The organism is Paenibacillus intestini, assembly GCF_030803945.1.
In the GTDB taxonomy this organism is placed as follows: Bacteria; Bacillota; Bacilli; order Paenibacillales; family Paenibacillaceae; genus Paenibacillus; species Paenibacillus polysaccharolyticus.
Window position 1 is genome coordinate 13,969 of record NZ_JAURUN010000020.1, and the last position, 20,390, is coordinate 34,358.

Here is a 20,390-nt window from a genome sequence, read left to right on the forward strand (position 1 = left end):
AGGTGAGATGACCTTTTGCGTATTAATAAATTTATTAGTGAGACAGGTTACTGCTCCCGCCGAGCAGCCGACAAATTAATTGAAAGTGGTCAGGTGACCATTAATGGCATTAAGGCGGAGCTCGGCAGTCAAGCAGAAGAAGGCGACGATGTTCGAATCAACGGGAAGCCGATTAGTGAGAAGAAAAAGCATGTGTACATTGCGTTGAACAAACCCGTGGGAATCACAAGTACAACTGAACAGCATATTCAGGGGAATATCGTTGATTTTGTTGGGCATCATGAACGGATCTTCCCGATCGGACGTCTAGACAAGGATTCGGAAGGTTTAATTCTGATGACGAATGATGGGGACATCGTGAATCGGATTTTGAGATCCGAAGGTCGTCATGAAAAGGAATATATTGTAACGGTTGATCAGACAATCACACCAAGCTTCCTCAGGGGAATGAGCACCGGTGTTAAAATCCTAGGTGAAATGACGCTGCCTTGCACCGTAACTAGAATGACAGACCGTGTGTTCCGTATTATTTTGACGGAAGGCAAGAACCGTCAAATCCGGCGGATGTGCAGTGCATTCGGATATGAGGTTCGCAAGCTGAAGCGGATTCGTATCATGAACATTCATCTTGGAGAGCAGGCAACAGGAACATGGCGGGAGCTTACATCTGCTGAAAAAGCAGAACTGGGCAGCTTACTGGACTATTCACTAGAATAAGGAATACTGAATATGAAACGGGTGAAGGCCCGCCTTAACATTAGCACGAATGAAAAAGCATTGTTTCCTTTAAGAGGAGACAATGCTTTTTAGTTTAAATACAGAAGGACACCCATATACTCGACGCCTCAAAAAAGAGGAAAACCGCTCTCCATCAGTTTCAAGGAGAACGGTCTTAAACTCATTCCGTGCTGAAGGACTGCTAATTGCCGCCATTCACGGATTTTACATTCGTATTGTTACTTTGATACTTCCGGATAATGGACACTTCTACACGCCGATTCTGTGCTCTTCCGATGTTTGTATCGTTGCTGGCGATTGGATGATACTCCCCGTAACCACTAGGTGTGAACTTGGAAGGATCAAGCTGCGGGTTCAGCAACAGAATTTTCAGAAAGTTCAGAGCACGATCTGCACTCAAATCCCAGTTATCCTTATATTGGTTATTGGAAATGGGAATATTATCGGTATGGCCGGATACGACAACTTCATACTCAGGGAACTCTTGCAGCATGCTAGAGATCGCCTTGGCCAGTGAACGTGATTCAGGCTTCACATCTGCTCGCCCAGAGGAGAACAACGCTTTATCACTGATGGTGATCTTGAGTTCAGACTGGTTGAGTTTGGTATTCAGTTGGTCTGATAGTCCATTCTGAGAAATATACTTGTCGAGTCGCTTCTTGAGTTTTTCCAGATCTTCCTGTTCCTTTTGGGCCATCTGGGCATCCGTAATCTGCGCAGGATTTTTCTTTGTGATTTCCTTGGGTATTTCCTTGTTCTTGCCTAAGTCTGTACTGGAGTCCGTTGGATTCATTGACGTGTGATCCAGAACACCGGAACCTCCGTTGAGTGCACTGCTTAGTGCAGAGGCCATTTGCTCGAATTTGGCAGCATCCAGTGAACTCATGGAGAACAGGGTGATGAACAAGGCGAGCAACAAGGTCATTAAGTCGGAATAGGGAAGCAACCAACTTTCATCAATATGCTCCTCATGCGGTTCGTGTTTTTTACCCTTTTTCACCTGATGATCCCTCCTTCTCTTCCAGTTGTTTACGTTCGGAAGGTGTCAGGAATACGGATAACTTTTGGTTGATGGCAATAGTAGATACGCCAGATTGAATAGACAAGAGTCCTTCAACCATCATCAACTTGATTTCCATCTCTTTCTTGGACATCCGCTTCAGCTTGTTGGACATCGGGTGCCATAACACGTAACCACTGAAGATACCCAGGAGGGTTGCGATAAATGCCGCTGCAATAGCATGAGAGAGCTTCTCCATGTCACTGAGGTCGGCGAGTGCCGCAATCAGGCCTACGACGGCCCCTAGAACCCCGAGGGTTGGTGCATACATCCCCGCCTGAGCGAAGATCAGTGCGCCGCCGCGATGTCGTTCTTCGGTCGCATGAATATCTTCCATCAGTACATCACTGACGAATTCCTGGTCGTTACCGTCAATAATCATCCGCATACCGCTGCGAAGGAACTGATCATCAATCTCTTCTACTTTTGATTCCAGAGCGAGCAAACCTTCACGACGGGTAGTGGAAGCCCAGTCCATAAATGTGCCAATTAGAGAAACGCGGTCAATCAGTTCTTGCTTCTTGAAAAGGATACCGAATAACTTCGGAATCTTCTTAACTTCAGACATAGGAAACGCCATAAAGATGGTTCCTGCTGTACCAACGAAGATAATAACGTATGCTGCCGGGTTATTAACGAGGTTAATCAGCGGAGCACCCTTCAAAAACATACCGAGTACAAGGGAGACTAACCCCAAAACTAGTCCGATAATCGTTGAAATTTCCATCATACACCTCATCCATGAGATAAAATTGAATCCTTTCAGGCGGCAGAATTCGGGCTTCCAGACGAAGGTTCTGCTGCAATCCGTTGCATGTCTGGCAACCTCCATGGCTACCGAAAACGAATGAAACGGTCATGTATAGTATTTATCGACCAGATGGGCTTTTTTTTTAAGGGTTATTTTCAGGTATAATAAGATCAAATCCGCCTTTTACAAGGTGAGTGGGAGTGAGAAGTCAATGGGCGTAAAGCATGGACGTGATTATGAAGGTATATTGACAGATTTAACGGTGGCCATAGGACGCATACCGGATCGCTATGTTTTCTTTGAAATGGATGCGGAAGAGTGGGGGAGACTAGGGGAACCGGAACAGCTCGAGGTAGACGAAGCACTGGCGGAGGACTTGTTCTACGCGCTTGGAGAGGAATCCGTCATTCCGGTTGGGAGCGGTGTGGTGATCCATGACAAAGAACAACACCGGATCCATATTTTGATTGGAGAAGAAGAGCTAACCTTTGTACCTCTAATTTAACATGTGTAATGACGATAAAACCTTGCGCTTCAAGGCACTGAGCCATCTGTTCTATGGATTTTGGTGCTTTGACGTGGTAAGATGATACTCATGAAAAAGGCGCCGCTGGGCGGTGGCCTGCCTTTTAGGCTGTATGGGCAGCATGTAAAGGTGCCGATGGTCATGTGGATGTAAGTCCGCGATGTCTCATCATATGGGGAGGAAGATAACGCATGGTTTTTACGCAAGAGGAAGTCGAAGCTCATCTGGGAAGGCTGGAAGGCTGGGAGCTAGAAGAGGGACGGTGGATTGTCCGCAAATTTGTGTTTTCTAACTATATGAAAGGGATTGCTTTTGTGGATGAAGTCGCTGCGATTTCGGAAGCATTCAATCATCACCCTTTTATTACTATTGATTATACAACGGTTACACTGCGTCTTACGTCTTGGGATGCAGGTGGCATTACATCGGTAGACATCAAAGAAGCAGAGCAGTACAACGAAGCTTTTGAGAAAATGAGAACATAATAATCTGCACCAACGTTGTCTGCAGGATGATGTTTGTAATGCATACCAAAAGAGGCTCTTGTCTCCCTAACGGGAGGGTGAGAGCCTCTTTGATGCCTTACGCGCAGAATGCATTATTTCTTCTCTGCTAGCCACATTGCAATGTGGGCGATTTCTTCGTCTTGCAGTTTGCCTTTGAACGAAGGCATACCGCCGCCTTTACCTTTGACAATGGTGGAATAGATTTTCTCCACATCGTCCTTGCTGCCGATGTTCGCAAGAGCTGGGCCTACGCCACCTTGAAGCTGATCGCCGTGACAGGAGATACAGTTGGCCTTCACTAGTGTCTCAGCCTGTCCGGCGTCCATAGCCACTTCAGGCATGGTTGGTTTGGCTTCCTGAGCCACTTCTTCTTTACCTGGAAGCGTAAACATTAAAACAATAGCTAAAGCACATGCTGCAAAAAATACCCCGCTCATGATCCATTTGTGCATCCCTTATGTCCCCTCCAGAATGAAAGATCATCTAACTCAAACTATCCCTATCATTATAACGGAAGCTGTAGCTACATCATAGCATTTTGTGGTAAATTTTTAAACTAATCACAAAAGAGAGACCAATTAAAGCCATTTAATCGTGGGTTTACTCTCTCGGACCTTCATAGACCATGCAATGGAAAGGCTTTAAACCATCTGGGGTTTGGCGTTCATATGTATCCTGGATGACAAATCCGCTTTTTAGATATACCTGAATGGCACGGGTATTCCAAGTCAGTACTTCAAGATCAATTTCATTGGATGGATTTCGGCGGATGGCCTCTTGTACGATCGCAGTAACAAATGCTTTGCCGAGACCTTGACCACACAGATCGGGGCGCATACCGAGACCGATTCGTGTGACATGCTGGAGCGGAAAATATTGTGCAAACCCATAAACCTGGTCATGTTGATCCAGGATAATGGCATATTGTTGTTGTCTGAGATGTGCATCACCGAACTCGACTTCGAGTGCTTTCATCTGTTCCCAAGGAAGCCAGCTATAGATATTGTAAGGTGGGGCGTATTTCCAGCCACATATAAGTTCAGCATGTTCTTCTTGCATCGGTACAACATGAAGTATCAAAGAGGCTTCATTCTTCATATAACAGTGCATGCTCCTTTCTCCAATATCCGTGTCATTGTTCACTCTACAAAAGAGCTGTGTATTAGGCAAGTCTTCATATGATCAGATAAAAATTGAAACAAAAGTCGTGATCATTCCGTTTATATTATAACAGGCTGGGTAAAAACATGATAAGGGCACGGACAAACGAAAGCCGGCGAACGTGTTAGTTCACATACACACCATGACTTGCAACATCGGGAACTACACAGAGTCAGAAAGCATAAAAAAACCGCCGGATACATTCCTGCGGAGAATGTACCGGGCGGTTCTGTTTATACTTCGTATTTCGTTACAGTAGAGTTACATGGTTCCAACATCATGTTGATTACAGCTTGTACCTAGTCAAGGGCCAGTGACTCATAATCGTCCGTGCTCATGATCCGTTTAGCGCCAACGTAGCGGTTAGCCCAGTAGTTCTCACTCAAAGAGCTGATCGTTACACCTTTGGAAGAAGAAGAATGTGCAAACTTGCCACTTCCTACAAAGATGCCTACGTGTGATATACCTTTACCTGTTGTGTTGAAGAACACCAGATCTCCAGGTCTCATCTCCATGCGAGATACGGAATCACCCATGTCGTATTGGGAGCTAGATTGACGAGCCAAATCAATACCTAATTTGTCGAATACATACCGTGTGAATCCGGAGCAGTCAAAACCGTCAAGCGTTGTTCCTCCGCTTTTGTATGTAGTTCCCATTGCTGAATCAATTACTTTATCCATCTTAGAATCTGCAAATGCGCTGCCTGCTCCAAGTGATAATGCAAATGTGAGGCTAAGTACTGCTGCGGTCAGTTTCTTCTTAAACAAGTGATATACCCCTTCCAACGCCTGCGAGGTTAGCTTAAGGATTCGGTTGAAGGTCCCCTATGATCCCTCTGTTTCAAGATCAATTCACCCATAACTGGTTCCCCCGCTTCCCAGGTGCCAGGAATTTGGCTATGCTAGTTATGCACCTGAAAAATGAAAAGAAAATTTAATTTTAAGGATTTAATTTAAAGTTGTTACAAATAAGGATTTAAAGATTACAAAGTTGTTACTAAAAACTCACTGCGCTTATTGTACCAGAGGCTTAGTACTTTGGCAACGTTTAGCAGTAAAATTAACAAAAAAAACCTCGACCTTTGACGGGGAAAGGTCGAGGTTTGCGTATTTATACGTAATAACCAATGAAATGTTTAATATAAGATGGTAACATTTCTTTATTTTTGAAAGCGATCTCAGATGGCGTGCAACATTTTTGTTCAACGTATATGATTTTCATGTCTGGTAGATGTGGACTGCCATAAACGGAAATGACTACATACTTTCCACATACTGAGTAGGCTTCGGGCAAGCGGATAGGATTGTTGCAGGATTAATCCGGATAGTCCTGTCAAGAACCAGGAGGCGGAAGTGAATGCACCAAAGACCACTAAATGCACAACTCCCAGCACCAGCGCAATGCCGATGACAGCAAAGATGCGGCGCACAGCAATCCACAGTCCCTTGAGTGTCCCGTGGATTCGCCCTTCTGCATCCGGGTCAGAAATCCCAAACTGCATGTAGAGCACTGCATGATGTACAATCCAGCCATAAATAATCCAGCCTGCTACATATGGAATGCCGGGAAGTAATAAATGAAGAGAATGAAAACTGTCCATTATTGTAGAAAACAATTTGGGCAGAAGCCAGTATGCAGGCAAGAACATGAGAAAGGTACGTATAGTGTGTAGCAATATCATGGGTTTCCATAACGTTTTGATGCCCCGAATAAAAGGAATGCGTTCTTCAGTAGATTGATAATGTTGCAGGGAGTAGAGTAACCCGGCCTGAATAAGTGGACTGATCAGCAGGCGAAGCAATAACATGCCGCCCAAAATCCACAGATAACGCTGGACCTCCGGACCGGACAGGCTGAGCTGGCTTTCCATTTTGAATAAAAGTGTGCTTAGCTCGCCGACATCATCCGTTGGATAACGTAGTAATAGAGGAACGACAGCCGATTGAACCAACCGGTAGATGAAATAACCCCAAGTTAATTGATAGATAAACAAGAGTGCGGCAATAAACATATGCTGACGGACAAGAAACCAGCCTTCACGAATTTTTGCTTTCACTGTCTCCACCTCACCATGACAGACCTCCGAATATGGCTTCAATTAGTTTCGTAGCACTCATGTTCCAGCGGGATTTGACTTGCTCGTCCAGTCCGGTTCTCAGGAAATTGTTCATATGGCGATTTTCGAGCACGATGTCATACAAAGGGTCAGTCATGGCCCAGGTGACAGGAGATGTATATGTCAGTTTATAGGTGACGCGCTCCTCGCGGCCATCCCAGTGTTTGGTTACGGTATGGCCGTCCTCAAACGCAATCCGAACAGGAACCTTAGGAAAGTCACTGCCTTTTTTGACAATGGTGACAGAGGACTCGTACATTTTTTTGCCGTCCTTCTCTATAGAAGAAACGTTGATCTTCTCTACAGCAAAATCGGCCATGCCGTTCCGGTAGACATATTGGTCAAAGTAATCCGCCCAAGAGGTGCGGGTGACTTGCTCAACCACCTTTTGAAAATCACCCGTTGCGGGATGTTTAAAACGATATTTTTTTACATACGTCGAAAGGATTCGTTCCATGGTCTTCGCTCCGACTTGCTGTTCAATGCCGAGTAGCACCAGTTTGCCCCTTGTGTACACGTTGGAAGCATATTGATTCTGTGAGTCAAACTTCCACGAGGGCTGTGTTAGAGGAGCCGGAGATGTGATCAGACCTGATTGTACCGGTAGATTCGGAATCAATCCGTATTCCTGTTCCATCAGTTTATCTTCTGCATAGGAGGTGAACCCTTCATCCAGCCAGGCCTCCTCAAACTCATTGCTCGCAACCATGCCGTAGAAGTATTGATGTCCAATTTCATGAACAACGGTGCGTTCCAGATCGTAACCCGGTGTTGTGTCATCGGCCCCAAAGGCTGTAATGAGAGTTGGGTACTCCATGCCTCCGGCCCCGTTTGCAGCTTTTGGCGGAACCACGATAGATAAGGTGGCATAAGGATAGGGACCAAACCACTTGCTGTAATTCGTTAATGCGGCTTTGGCAGCAAAGAGATACCGCTCCTTCAGATCCTGATGTGCCGGATCAAGGTAGAGTTTAATGCGTACACCGGGCACGTTGGGGGCAGAGAAGGGTTCCTCTGCATACACAAAATCAGGTGAGGCTGCCCAAGCGAAATCATGCACATCATCGGCATAAAATTGATACACTTTCTCACCATTCTTCAAGGCTGCCTGCTGCGTGGGGAATCCGGTTGCTGCCACCTTGTATGTTTCGGGTACTCGGATACGCACACTGTAGATACCGAAGTCAGCATAGAACTCGGAGTTCCCGTGATACTGATGCAGGTTCCAGCCTTCTATGGTACGGCCCCGTCTTCCAACAGGCTCGTAAGCACTGAGTTTAGGAAACCACTGGCCTGCCATGACAAAATCATCTGTTTTGCCCATCCTTGCGAAAATTTTGGGTAAACTTACTTCAAACGATGTGCGTATTGTGATGCTTTCCCCGCCCTTGACGGGTTTAGGGAGACGAACCTTAATCAGCGTTTTGTCTTTGATGTTCCCGTCATCCGGCTGTACATACTGCATCCGGTGTAGCAGAGAGAGCCCATCCTCCGTCTGCATGTCAGTAAATTTCATGGAGCCATAACCATCTGTAGGCATGACATCGCCGCGAAGCTTACCGCCCGATTCTTTCATAAATGTAGTATCCGCAGAGGAGAATGCATTAGGGTACATATGAAAATAAAGTTCGTTCACCGTTTTTTTGCCCGGATGAGTCCATGTTATGGTCTGTGTGCCTTGCAGTTTGTTCCCCTCGTTCAGCTTCACATCCATGTGGTATTCAACCACACGTTTGCTGTATACCTCGGCTGTAGGGGATTGTACACTTTCCGGGGGGGCGGGCGCTCCGTTTTTGGCTGGAGGCTTGCCCGATTCTGGAGCGAGTACGGGTAACTCAGATGAAATGGAGCGATTGTAACCGAGTGTGATCCATACCCCTCCGGCAAACAGGCATAAGGCCAGGGATATGATGAGCCAGCTCTTGGCGCGTCGTGGAATCATCGTTAAATACCTCCCGTTGACAAGCATCTACAGCATGTATATGTTTGCATTGGGCCAATTATTAGTTAAAATATTTGTATCAACTCTTGGAGGCTATGAACATGGACCAAAATGAGCAAAACGGCAAGAAACAGATTGCCTTGAATATCGTGAGTGCAAAGAGCAAGCATAAAGGCTTTGGTTCAGGCTCTATTGATCTGAACAATCTTTCTCCGGTCATCATTGACCAGGGCGAAGCGAAAATCGACATCGGTGCCATGCACGCGAAGAGTAAAGTGGAACGAGGCATTAAATTTTCAACGAATCGTGAAGACGTTCCGAATGGACGTCAGGTATGGCTGGTATGGGTTGCTGTGGATCGTACAGAGCAAGGACAGTTGTATGGCGGGGCAACGGCATGTGAGATGTGGATTGACACGGAAGCCAAACGGGGGTGGAAGCTGCTCGCGGATCACGTCAACCGGATGGATTATGCGATGAAACGCCGATTTATGCTGGATGAGCTGGGACCGGAAGACAAAGCGGCACTGAAGACTCTTCTGATCTCTCATAATGAAGAATGGTGGAATGCTTCCCCGGATGAATTGAAAGAGGCACTTTCCTAACGGGAAAAAAGAAAAAAGCAACAAGCCCCGAACCGGCAGGTTATCCGGTTTCGGGGCTTGCTTTATTTCTGTGATGAAGATGTAGCGAAGGCTTCATACAGTCGCCTGCATATTTATGAATCCTCCATGTAAATATATGGAGTCTGTTAAACCGGCCATCTTCTTGACGCAATCAAGTCATTACGGATATGCGTCATTCTGTCATTCTACCCACCAGCGTTTGAAATCACTCCACCAGGAACGCTTCTGCTCCTGTACCCCTTTTTGGTTCTGTGCTTCACGCGCCTTATCGTCCTGAGGATTGTCCAGTGGCTGCGTCTCGCCACGGCAGACCTCAGTCGGCTCCGTTCCCTGAATAAACACTTCCAGCCGTTTCTCTTCGCAGCCGTTACCAGCGAGTTTTCCGGTTTCAGGGTTAATGTAGACACTCACGACCTGATCAGGTACAGAGAAGATTTTTGGGGGGACACTTGCAAGGGCTTGTTCCGTAAACTGAGCAAAGATCGGGGCTGCGCGGCGGCCATCGGATGTCGAGATCGCCTTGCCCTGATCATAGCCCACCCATACAGCGGTAGACAGCTCTGGGGTGAATCCAACCAACCAGGCATCCGTATTGGTTGTTCCTGTTTTGCCAGCTACCGGACGTTTGATGGTGGCAGATACCCGATTGCCTGTGCCTCCGTTCTCAAAAACACTCTCCATCAGACGTGTCAGTACGTAGGCTGCTGCCGGTTCCACCACGGTGTCTGCTTTGGTCTGCGGAGATTCATACAACACACGCCCTGCCGCATCCGTCACTTGTAAAATAGCTACGGGTGGTGTCCGTTGTCCTCCAGCAGCAATAACGGAGAAGGCGGAGGCCATCTCCAGCGGACTGACAGGTGAAGTACCCAGTGCAAGAGAAGGGACAGGACTCAGCTTGCTTGTAATACCGAGCTTTTGAGCCATGTTTACGACTTGTTCTGGACTGATCTTCATAATCGTGTTGACCGCGTAGATGTTATCAGATGCAGCAATGGCTTGGCGAAGGTCAATCTCACCTAAATATTTATCGCCGAAGTTGGCGGGTTTGTACGTTTTGCGGTCATTATCGTAATGGAACAAGGTAGGCTGGCTGTTGAAAATAGATGCACTGGTAAGCTGCTTCGATTCGAGAGCAGCGAGATACATAATCGGCTTAAAGGCTGATCCCGGCTGGCGTGTTGTTGTCAGCACATGGTTGATCTGATTGGTACGATAATTTTTGCCACCAACCATCGCTTTAATGTAACCGGTGCGCGGGTCAATCGACACGAGTGCGGTCTCCAGCTCGCTTTTCGCATCCATACCTTTGACAACCGCCATTTCCGCAGCCTTCTGCACTCGTAAATCCAGTGTCGTGTAGATGTTCAGCCCGCCGTGATCCAGCATCGCTTCGCTGATGCCAAGCTCCTTCACTGCAAGACTTCGAATGTAGTCGCGGAAATACGGTGCGTTCTCCACCGTCTTGCGCTCGCCCTCGGGTTTGAAGTTCAGCATTTCTTCGTAGGCGGAGTCCGCTTGTTTTTGCGTAATTTTACCCGTTTCAATCATGGCTTTCAGCACAATCTTCTGTCGATCCTTGGCATTTTTCATATGATTGTAGGGAGAATAATAAGTCGGTCCCTTCGGAATACCCGCAAGCATAGCGCTCTCGGCCAGATCAAGTTTCTTTGCGGATTTGCCAAAATACATCTGCGCAGCTGCCTCAATACCGTAGGCACCGTGACCATAATAGATTTCATTTAAGTACATCTGTAAGATTTCATCTTTGCTGTATTTCATCTCAAGCTGAGCGGTATACATTGCTTCCTTGGCTTTGCGTGTCCAGGTTTTCTCATGGGATAGGTAGAGGTTACGCGCAAGCTGCTGTGTTAACGTACTGGCTCCCTGAGACATTCGCATGTGCTGGATGTTGACAAGGACAGCTCGTCCCATGCCCTGAATGTCGAATCCGAAATGCTGCCTGAATTTACGATCCTCTACGGCTAGTGTAGCGTTCACCAAATCAGGGGTAATATCCTGAAGTTGTACGGGAATCGAATCCTTGCCGCCAGCGGAGAAGGTGGCGATGACTTCACCTTGACTGTCGAGTAATCTTGAGTTGCGATCCGAGTCAGCAAGGGGCAGACTGGTTGCGTATAGATATACCAAAATGGCAGCTATGGCAATCAGGCCGAGCGCCGTAAGTATGGATAGATATTTGATGAATTGGAGTACACGGAACCCGCGTTTGCGGGTCTTGACACTTGGCTTGTTCATGGAACGGGCTCCTCTCTTTTCTTTCCAGTATGGGACGGGAATAACCGGGATATTCAATTGGGCTGCGAAGTGAACAAATTCTAGCCAATTTTGGCCTGAAAACCGTTTTACAGTTGAATCGTCTATCGCGTATAATGCAAAAGGGTAATGAAAAGGTAGGGTTCGGCACAACATACTAAAGCATGTGTGGACGAACAGACCAGTGATTATGCATTTTAAAATGATCACTCATTACTTTTACGGAAAGAAGGTAGCGATCATGGAATTGTGGTTTACAGAGAAGCAGACCCCTGTGTTCGGCATTACCGCTAAGATTAAGCAGACTTACGTCACGGAGCAAACGGATTTTCAGGATCTCGCGATGGTTGAAACCGAAGAATTCGGCAATATGCTTGTACTGGACGGCATGGTGATGACGACGGTTAAGGACGAGTTTGTATATCATGAAATGGCGGCACATCCGGCCTTGAACACTCACCCAAATCCGAAAAAAGTGCTGGTGGTTGGCGGCGGTGACGGCGGTGTAATCCGTGAAGTCATCAAACATGCGGCTGTAGAAAAAGCAGTTCTCGTCGAAATTGACGGTAAAGTGATCGAATATTCCAAAATGTATTTACCTGAAATCGCCGGCAAGCTTGATGAGCCGAACGTTGAAGTGCTCGTTAACGATGGTTACATGCATATCATTGAACATAAAGATGAGTACGATGTTATTATCGTGGACTCAACAGAACCTGTAGGCCCAGCTGCTCCGCTCTTCGAGCGTGGTTTCTATCAGGGGATCTATGAAGCACTCAAAGAAGACGGGATCTTCGTTGCCCAGACGGACAACCCTTGGTTTAAGGCGGATCTGATCCAGAAGGTGAACAAAGATGTCAAAGAAATCTTCCCGATCGTACATGTGTACGGCTGTAATATTCCAACCTACCCAAGTGGTCTATGGACATTTACCATGGGCAGCAAAAGGCATGATCCACTTGAGGTGGACGAGACTCAAATTCCGGAGATGGATACGAAGTATTACTCTCCACGTCTGCACAAAGCGGCATTTGTACTTCCAAAATTCGTGGAAGATTTAACGAAATAAAGGGGAAATGAAGAATGAAACTGGATCAAGCTTATTCAGGAAACGTATTTATTTGCAGCTCTGAGGATTATGAAAATTCGAAAGCGGTCATCTACGGTATGCCGATGGACTACACCGTCAGCTTCCGCCCGGGTTCCCGTTTCGGCCCGGCTCATATCCGTCAGGCATCGGTTGGACTTGAAGAGTACAGCCCGTATCTGGATAAAAGTATCGTGGATATGACCTATTTTGATGCGGGAGACCTGCTTTTGCCGTTCGGCAACGCGGGACGCAGCCTTGAGGTTATCCATGAATACATCGGCAACCTGCTGGCAGATGACAAGTTCCCGATTGGCCTTGGTGGTGAGCACCTCGTGACATGGCCCGTGATTCAACAGATGTACAAGAAATACCCGGATCTGATCCTGATCCACATTGATGCACACGCAGACCTTCGTGAACACTATGAAGGCGAGCCTCTGTCTCACTCCACACCTGTGCGTAAAGCTGCTGAACTGATGGGCGGTCAAAATATTTATCAATTCGGTATCCGTTCCGGCTCCCGCGAGGAATTCCAGTATGGTCGTGAGAACATTAACTTCTACCCGTTTGAAGTAGCGGCTCCAATGAAGGAAGCTCTGCCGAAAATGGGCAACCGTCCAGTTTATGTAACGATCGACATCGACGTGCTTGATCCGTCTGCTGCACCAGGAACTGGAACAGCAGAAGCTGGCGGAATCACATCCAAAGAACTGCTTGAAGCGGTTCACATGATTGCTGGATCGGATGTGAACGTTGTTGGCTGTGACTTGGTGGAAGTAGCACCAATCTATGATCCGACACAACAGACACAGATCGTAGCTGCCAAGTTGATTCGTGAAATGCTGCTTGGATTCGTGAAGTAAGTGAACTTAACTTCTGTTTCGAGCTATGTTATACTGGAAACAGAAGTGTTAGTAATATATTTAATTAATATATTGTGGTCGTGAAGTATAGGGTCTGCGGGTTCAACCATATACTAAATAAAGAGCCATTACCGCGCCAACGGTAATGACTCTTAGGACCCGAAAGGCTGTGGATTGCCACGGCGTGCAAGAATTAAATAATGCTATTCAAGCAAAACCCACCGTCAGGCGTGCAACCTTATGAGGTGGGTTTTCGCTTGTTCCGAAGCTTTTTGCGCAACCAACGGTAAAGCCTTCGTCCACTCAGCACAATGCTGAGGATCGCAGCAATCCACCGGATTACATCAAGCAACACCACAAGTTTGACCATCGACGTCACCCCCTCTTGGAAAGCAGCGCCGTGGTCAGAAAACATCCACACTCAATCAAAAGTCCATATCTCTAATTATAGCACATATGTTCCTATTACAACCATATTTATAATTCAACTTGTTGTAGCCATGACGGGTTATTTTAATTTCAGCTTCATGCTTGTAAATCTGGTAACGTTATTTGGTGCTTATGCCGCCAGGGAATATAAATTTAATAAAATCTCTTTCGTTTTATGTCTGATCCTAGGTATCAGTTTTGTTATGCTGGCTATTCAGTCTTATTCATTGTCATCTGCTTTCACCCGAATTGTTACGTTATGATGCGCGATTTGGGGTAAAACGATAGAAGGAGGTGTTACCAATGAGAATCAAGACAACGAAGAACACCAAGACATGGAAACGAGCAAGTGTGATAACTCTAGTGCTTACACTATTATGGGGAATGGGACGGGCTCATACATTACCTGATGCTAGCGCAGCACCTTCAACCGCAACATGTGGCACAGGAGATCATGGACTGACATCAGAACTGAAAAAAGGCAGTGGCGTGGAAGAAAAGCAATTGCAATTCACGGATATCAATTTTCTAAATCAAACTACAGGACGGGCGGCAGGTAGAGGGTTCTTGATTGGAACTTCGAATGCGGGCTGTACTTGGCAACCCATATACATGGGACAGTGGCAGTTTGAACAATTAAACTTCCCAAATAACGTTACAGGGTATGCACTGGCGGGCGTAAAGGGCTCCTCACTAACGTATCTCATACGTACGGACGATGGAGGTTCACACTGGAAGAGACTGAGTACACCAGGTGTTCCGCCGTTTAAGCGGATTGATTTCGGGGATAAAAATAACGGCTACGGATACAGCTATAACGGTGCATATCGAACTGTCGATGGCGGTGTGAATTGGAGTGAAATAAATACACCAGCCAACACTAGAGCCGCTACATTTATTACAGATAAGCTGGGGTATGTTGTTGTAGTTGTACCCGGGACAGGCTATAAGATCGAGAAGACAAGTAATGGAGGCAAGAGCTGGAATACAGCTCTTCAGGTGAAATCCGGTACATGGAACGGAGCAGACCTGTATGCAAATGGATCTCAGGTATGGGCTATCCTATATGGGGATGCGGGCATGTCCCAACAATCCTACTCCCTGTATGCGAGTGGTGATCAAGGAGAGAACTGGAGGCAGGTTTTCGCTCAATCGACAGCAGGCGCAGGGCCGGCCCCCGGTGCCAATCAAGATGGCAAAGGAACCGGACCGGCTAATCCCGGTGGACATCCAGGCAACATGGCACTGATTGGTAAAAAGACCGCTTATCTCTCTGCTGGATCGCCAGCGGCAGACAAGATTGGAATTGGGCGTTCCTTTGATGGAGGTTCCACGTGGAAAAACATTGATCTGAAAGCTCAAGGCTACAGCTCCCGTATCTCGTTCCCTACAACCAAGATCGGCTGGCTTGTTGTGACAAGTACGAACGCACCTGCCGTTTATGCAACAACAGATGGTGGAATAACCTGGTCAGCAAAAATTTTATTTCGCTCAGAACAGAATTAACAAATTATAAAATGAATTAATGTATTAGCTAATCCATAGTAAAAACGATCTATGTGTATTTTTAATTGAATTAAAATGATGTAACCTCATAATGAGCCCTTTTCCTGAGATTTGATATGGAAAAGGGCTTTTTTTTCAGGAAACAAAAGGGTTGAAACCTGTCTCAAAACAGGTTATTGTAAGCGTTGACAACATATTTCAAGGAGGTTGAAATAGTGGTTAATGTTATTTTAAAGGCTGATTCAGATAAAGGATTAATAAATCGCAATATATATGGTCACTTTTCCGAGCATTTGGGACGTTGTATTTATGAAGGCCTCTGGGTGGGTGAAGATTCACCTATTCCAAATACGGAAGGTATTCGGAACGATGTACTTGCGGCACTTCAGAAGCTGAACATTCCTGTGCTTCGCTGGCCAGGTGGTTGTTTTGCTGATGAATATCACTGGAAGGATGGTGTAGGGCCAAAAAGTGAACGTGCACGCATGATTAATACCCACTGGGGTGGAGTGGAAGAGAATAACCATTTTGGTACACATGAATTCATGAGGCTGTGTGAACTGCTGGGGACAGAACCTTATATCAGCGGCAACCTAGGCAGTGGAACCGTGCAGGAAATGCAGGAGTGGGTAGAGTACATTACGTTTGATGGTGAGTCTCCTATGGCGAACTGGCGGAAGCAGAACGGCCGGGAAGAACCGTGGAAGCTGAAGTATTTTGGCGTCGGCAATGAGAACTGGGGCTGCGGTGGAAACATGCGTCCAGAGTATTATGCGGATGAATATCGTCGTTACGCTACATATGTACGTAATTATTCAGAAAATCAGATTTACAAAATTGCTTGTGGACCGAATGACAGCAACTATGAGTGGATGGAAGTGTTGATGAGAGAAGCAGCCCGTTTCATGGATGGCATTAGCCTTCATTATTACACGATTCCGACAGGTGTATGGGAAGATAAAGGGTATGCTACCGGTTTTGGAGAGGCTGAATGGTTCACTACATTGAAAAAAACGCTGTTTATGGATGAATTACTTGTAAAGCACTCCGAGATCATGGACAAATATGATCCGGAAGGCCGAGTAGGCATTATCGTAGATGAGTGGGGGACATGGTACAACGTTGAACCAGGAACCAATCCGGGTTTTCTATACCAGCAGAATACCATGCGGGATGCAGTACTTGCGGCGGTGAACCTGAACATCTTCAATCAGCATAACAAACGGGTGCATATGGCGAATCTGGCTCAGATCGTTAATGTACTTCAATCGCTTGTATTTACTGAAGGGGATAAAATGATCCTGACGCCGACGTACCATGTGTTCGATATGTATCAGGTCCATATGGATGCACAGCGTCTAGATCTCAGTTATGAGAGCCCGGGGTATACATTTGGTGAGGAGACGATTCCGCAACTTAGTCTGTCTGCATCACGGAACAAAGATGGCGTTATTCATGTGACAGGATGTAATCTCAGTCATACGGATGAGCTTGAAGTAGTCGTGCAACTGGAGGCAGGTCAAGCGGCAAGCGTATCGGGACAGTTGCTCCATAACACTGACTTTGGGGCATTTAATACGTTTGAACAGCCAGATCAGGTGAAACTTGTAGCTTGGGAAGGGCTTGTTTTGGAGAATAATACATTGCGTTTTGTGTTACCTCCGGCTTCCGTTGGTGTGGTCGCTGTTCAGGGTTAAGGTATGAAGCCTAGCAATCACCAATACCAACAGCGGCCCCGTGAGGGAAGAAACGAACCCTGTAAGGGTTGTGACAGCCAGTATGATATTCATATCAGTGATGCCAAAATGGCCCGTCTGGTGGAGATCGCTTCACGCTCACGCACTACGGTAGAGGATGAGGAGTATGAGCGTCGCCTTGCGATCTGCTCAGGCTGCCCTGATCTGCAATATGGAACAACATGCCGGCACTGCGGCTGCCTTGTACAAGTGCGCGCGAAACTGGCCGATTCCACCTGTCCCTATCCGTATGCATCGCAGTGGGCATGAACAGAGTTCATCATTTTATGTTTGAAACTGGGTAAACAAGTATGTTGTTATATTGCCTAGATACGTTTCATTATAATGTAGTAAGAGAGCAAGCCCAATGAAGCAAAGTGGCAAAGTGAATGAAGTCAGACAGCCAGATGATGAAGCAAGATAACGAGATAGATGTGAATTAAGGGAGGGCTGCACGATACGGGTGCAGCTCTCCTTTTTGATGTCATAACAAAAAAACTCTGAATTTGGATTTGAATTGAGCGGGTGAACTGGATATAGTTATACAGTAGAGTGTAGGAGAGCAAGTTTATTCGGAATATGAGCGTGTATAGCGACACAACCATTCAGGAAGGGCTGTTCTCACCAGCTGTCCTGATTTTGCGTCGCCTCGAATATAATGGAGGTTAACATTCATGTCGAAGATGCGACCGGTTCAGATCCGGCTGCACAGCCGTTATGAAGGGGAAGATGTACTGCAGGAAATGCAGGGAGAAGCTGTGGTCAAGGGAGCGTACTTGTATGTTCGTTACGAAGAGCCACAGGCTGGACCCGAGGGAGGCATCACTCGTACAACATTGAAGCTGGGCGGACAATCCATCAAGATTATACGTCATGGTGAGGTGGAGTCGGAGCAGACGTTTGAATTAAACCGAAAGCTTCCAGGTTTCTACCGTTCACCATATATGTCGTTTGCCCTGTCCACGCATACACAGAAGCTGGAACTTTCCATTCAGGGATTGAGCGCACGCGCAGCGTGGAGCTACGACTTTTACCGCTTTGATGAAGAAGCCGGACATTTTGCGATTAGTTTGCATATACAGGAGGAACCAAATTCATGACACGTAATCCACTAGATACGATTAACGAACGGGTAAGTACAGCCATTGGCAATGCGATTGTTGCTGCTGGCATCGTAACACAGGAAGAGCTTCCAGCTATTACACTTGAAGTGCCGCGCGAGAAGTCCCATGGTGATCTGGCTACCAATGCAGCGATGCAGTTGACCAAGATTGCCAAACGGAACCCTCGTCAGATTGCCGAGGAAATCATCGCTAACCTGAATCTTGCAGAAGCCGGAATTGAAAAGGCGGAGATTGCAGGACCAGGATTCATTAACTTCAAATTGAACAAGAGTTATCTCTATCCCGTGCTTAACTTGGTGCATGAGCAAGGAGAGAACTACGGAAGAATTGATGTTGGAGCGGGGAAAAAGGTGGAGATGGAATTTGTCAGCGCCAACCCGACAGGCAGTCTGCATCTGGGCCATGCCCGTGGAGCAGCTGTAGGGGATGCCCTGTGCAACATCCTCGATTACGCAGGTTACGATGTAACTCGTGAATATTACATTAATGATGCGGGTAACCAGGTATTTAATCTGGCCCGTTCTATTGAAGCGCGTTATCTGCAAGAGCTGGGTCAAGAAGCTGAAATGCCGGAAGATGGATACCATGGTGAAGACATTAAAGGTTTCGCGAAGGAACTGGTTGCTGAAAAAGGAGACAGCTTGCTGTCTATGCACCCGGGAGATCGCGCAGCATACTTCCGTGATTATGGTCTGGAGAAAGAACTGGACAAGATCAAACGCGACCTGAACCGCTTCCGTGTGAATTTCGATATCTGGTTCAGCGAAACATCGCTGTATGATAACGGTGAAGTGCTTCGCGTGCTGGACGAGCTACGTGACCGCAACGAGATTTATGAAAAAGACGGCGCAACTTGGTTGAAAACGATGCAATATGGTGATGACAAGGAGCGCGTTCTGATCAAAAACGACGGTACGTATACCTATCTGACACCGGATATTGCATATCACCGCGATAAATACTCCCGTGGTTATGACACGATGATCAACATTTGGGGAGCGGATCACCACGGCTATATTCCGCGTATGAAAGCAGCAATGCAAGCGCTGGGCAACGATCCGGACAAGCTGGTAGTTTTGATTGCACAGATGGTTAGCTTGTTCCAAAATGGCGAGAAAGTAAAAATGTCCAAACGTACAGGTAAAGCTGTAACGATGGAAGACCTGATGGACGAAGTTGGCATTGATGCCATTCGTTATTTCTTCACGATGCGTAGCATGGATTCCCATCTGGACTTTGACATGGATTTGGCGATTTCGACATCCAATGAAAATCCGGTATTCTACGTACAATATGCACATGCGCGTGTGTGCAGTGTGTATCGTCAAGCCGAAGAGCAAGGTATCGAGTTGTTGCCACTGGCACAGATCGATCTGTCCAAGCTGACTACCGAGCACGAGTATGACCTTCTTCGTAAAATGGGAGAATTACCTGAAGAGATCGCTGCAGCGGCTACAGGTTATGCGCCGCATCGCATTATTCGTTATGTCTACGAACTGGCATCCCTGTTCCATAGTTACTACCGGGCTGATCGCGTCATTACCGAAGACGCGCAGCAGACCCAGGCGCGCCTGGCGCTGATCGGTGCCGTTCGCACCGTCATCGCAACAGCGCTCCGTCTGGTGGGCGTATCCGCACCAGACAAAATGTAATCCCTTCGGCCAAGTGGCGGGCAGCTTCCTGCCGCTCGGCCGAAGGCAAAGTCTCCATGCCCCGCGCGAGCAGTTGCTAACGCGCGCGGGCATGGAGACTTTTTTGTGCCCGTGGCTGGCGGTGGCCAGCACCTGGCCCTTGCGGGTACTGGCGATGCTCGCCAAGTACCCGTAAAGGGCTCAGGCTTGCCGCCTGCCGCGGGCACCCAGCAGTGCCCTGCCATCGGCAAAGCCGCAGGGCACTGCTTCAAGAGCAGGCTCGGTTGTGCCTGCTCTCGCTCTTG

20 protein-coding genes and 1 riboswitch are annotated in these 20,390 nt (G+C 47.0%); of the genes, 11 read left to right on the forward strand and 9 right to left on the reverse strand.

Features of this window, described 5'->3' with window-relative positions:
- The first annotated feature begins 15 nt into the window (after window positions 1-15).
- Complete coding sequence (locus J2T16_RS27880; protein WP_154960660.1) at window positions 16-717, forward strand: pseudouridine synthase; 702 nt, start codon at window positions 16-18, stop codon at window positions 715-717.
- A gap of 202 nt (window positions 718-919) precedes the next feature.
- On the opposite strand, the gene motB is transcribed toward J2T16_RS27880, so the two are convergent.
- Window positions 920-1,738, reverse strand: coding sequence for a flagellar motor protein MotB (gene motB / locus J2T16_RS27885; RefSeq protein ID WP_154960661.1), 819 nt, complete (start codon window positions 1,736-1,738; stop codon window positions 920-922).
- Window positions 1,725-2,525, reverse strand: a complete 801-nt coding sequence (motA, locus tag J2T16_RS27890; RefSeq protein ID WP_090924884.1) for a flagellar motor stator protein MotA — start codon at window positions 2,523-2,525, stop codon at window positions 1,725-1,727. The genes motB and motA overlap by 14 nt, the downstream gene beginning before the upstream one ends.
- 235 nt (window positions 2,526-2,760) lie before the next feature.
- Between motA and J2T16_RS27895 the strand changes: the two genes are divergently transcribed.
- Window positions 2,761-3,054 (forward strand): hypothetical protein, encoded by a 294-nt coding sequence (locus J2T16_RS27895; RefSeq protein WP_154960662.1) that lies wholly within the window; start codon window positions 2,761-2,763, stop codon window positions 3,052-3,054.
- Window positions 3,055-3,266: 212 nt separating this feature from the next.
- Window positions 3,267-3,560: a 4a-hydroxytetrahydrobiopterin dehydratase gene (locus J2T16_RS27900; protein WP_090924882.1), complete on the forward strand. Its 294-nt coding sequence runs from the start codon at window positions 3,267-3,269 to the stop codon at window positions 3,558-3,560.
- Window positions 3,561-3,673: 113 nt separating this feature from the next.
- Here J2T16_RS27900 and J2T16_RS27905 read toward each other — a convergent pair whose 3' ends face one another.
- The 5 genes from J2T16_RS27905 to J2T16_RS27925 form a co-directional block, all read right to left on the reverse strand.
- Complete coding sequence (locus tag J2T16_RS27905) at window positions 3,674-4,033, reverse strand: c-type cytochrome (protein ID WP_154960663.1); 360 nt, start codon at window positions 4,031-4,033, stop codon at window positions 3,674-3,676.
- A gap of 148 nt (window positions 4,034-4,181) precedes the next feature.
- Window positions 4,182-4,679: a GNAT family N-acetyltransferase gene (locus J2T16_RS27910; RefSeq protein WP_154960664.1), complete on the reverse strand. Its 498-nt coding sequence runs from the start codon at window positions 4,677-4,679 to the stop codon at window positions 4,182-4,184.
- 362 nt (window positions 4,680-5,041) lie between these two features.
- Window positions 5,042-5,512: a C40 family peptidase gene (locus tag J2T16_RS27915; protein WP_090924879.1), complete on the reverse strand. Its 471-nt coding sequence runs from the start codon at window positions 5,510-5,512 to the stop codon at window positions 5,042-5,044.
- 3 nt (window positions 5,513-5,515) lie between these two features.
- A riboswitch (cyclic di-AMP (ydaO/yuaA leader) is annotated at window positions 5,516-5,653 on the reverse strand.
- A 293-nt stretch (window positions 5,654-5,946) separates the two neighbouring features.
- Window positions 5,947-6,801 (reverse strand): hypothetical protein, encoded by an 855-nt coding sequence (locus J2T16_RS27920; RefSeq protein ID WP_154960665.1) that lies wholly within the window; start codon window positions 6,799-6,801, stop codon window positions 5,947-5,949.
- Between the two features lie 10 nt (window positions 6,802-6,811).
- Window positions 6,812-8,803, reverse strand: a complete 1,992-nt coding sequence (locus tag J2T16_RS27925) for a M1 family metallopeptidase (RefSeq protein WP_154960666.1) — start codon at window positions 8,801-8,803, stop codon at window positions 6,812-6,814.
- Between the two features lie 101 nt (window positions 8,804-8,904).
- On the opposite strand from J2T16_RS27925, the gene J2T16_RS27930 reads away from it, so the two are divergent.
- Window positions 8,905-9,408 carry a YwhD family protein gene (locus J2T16_RS27930; protein WP_154960667.1) on the forward strand — a complete coding sequence of 168 codons (504 nt, stop codon included), beginning with the start codon at window positions 8,905-8,907 and terminating at the stop codon, window positions 9,406-9,408.
- Window positions 9,409-9,609: 201 nt separating this feature from the next.
- Here the strand turns inward: J2T16_RS27930 and J2T16_RS27935 are convergent, their stop codons facing one another.
- Window positions 9,610-11,688, reverse strand: coding sequence for a transglycosylase domain-containing protein (locus tag J2T16_RS27935; RefSeq protein ID WP_499020057.1), 2,079 nt, complete (start codon window positions 11,686-11,688; stop codon window positions 9,610-9,612).
- A 259-nt stretch (window positions 11,689-11,947) separates the two neighbouring features.
- On the opposite strand from J2T16_RS27935, the gene speE reads away from it, so the two are divergent.
- Window positions 11,948-12,775, forward strand: a complete 828-nt coding sequence (gene speE / locus J2T16_RS27940) for a polyamine aminopropyltransferase (RefSeq protein ID WP_221790077.1) — start codon at window positions 11,948-11,950, stop codon at window positions 12,773-12,775.
- Between the two features lie 14 nt (window positions 12,776-12,789).
- Window positions 12,790-13,659 carry an agmatinase gene (gene speB, locus J2T16_RS27945; protein ID WP_090924873.1) on the forward strand — a complete coding sequence of 290 codons (870 nt, stop codon included), beginning with the start codon at window positions 12,790-12,792 and terminating at the stop codon, window positions 13,657-13,659.
- A gap of 238 nt (window positions 13,660-13,897) precedes the next feature.
- Here speB and J2T16_RS27950 read toward each other — a convergent pair whose 3' ends face one another.
- The gene (locus tag J2T16_RS27950; protein WP_499020060.1) at window positions 13,898-14,029 is read right to left on the reverse strand and encodes a hypothetical protein; all 132 of its coding nucleotides are present in this window, start codon (window positions 14,027-14,029) and stop codon (window positions 13,898-13,900) included.
- A gap of 362 nt (window positions 14,030-14,391) precedes the next feature.
- On the opposite strand from J2T16_RS27950, the gene J2T16_RS27955 reads away from it, so the two are divergent.
- From J2T16_RS27955 to argS, 5 genes are all read left to right on the forward strand, one after another.
- Window positions 14,392-15,594 (forward strand): WD40/YVTN/BNR-like repeat-containing protein, encoded by a 1,203-nt coding sequence (locus J2T16_RS27955; protein WP_499020063.1) that lies wholly within the window; start codon window positions 14,392-14,394, stop codon window positions 15,592-15,594.
- 215 nt (window positions 15,595-15,809) lie between these two features.
- Window positions 15,810-17,291 carry an alpha-N-arabinofuranosidase gene (locus J2T16_RS27960; protein WP_499020066.1) on the forward strand — a complete coding sequence of 494 codons (1,482 nt, stop codon included), beginning with the start codon at window positions 15,810-15,812 and terminating at the stop codon, window positions 17,289-17,291.
- 3 nt (window positions 17,292-17,294) lie between these two features.
- On the forward strand, window positions 17,295-17,600 hold the full coding sequence (locus J2T16_RS27965) for a DUF6171 family protein (RefSeq protein ID WP_336121432.1): 306 nt from the start codon (window positions 17,295-17,297) through the stop codon (window positions 17,598-17,600).
- A gap of 404 nt (window positions 17,601-18,004) precedes the next feature.
- Complete coding sequence (locus tag J2T16_RS27970) at window positions 18,005-18,430, forward strand: YwiB family protein (protein WP_090924869.1); 426 nt, start codon at window positions 18,005-18,007, stop codon at window positions 18,428-18,430.
- Complete coding sequence (argS, locus tag J2T16_RS27975) at window positions 18,427-20,106, forward strand: arginine--tRNA ligase (protein ID WP_090924868.1); 1,680 nt, start codon at window positions 18,427-18,429, stop codon at window positions 20,104-20,106. Before J2T16_RS27970 ends, argS begins: the two co-directional genes overlap by 4 nt.
- Window positions 20,107-20,390 lie beyond the last annotated feature (284 nt).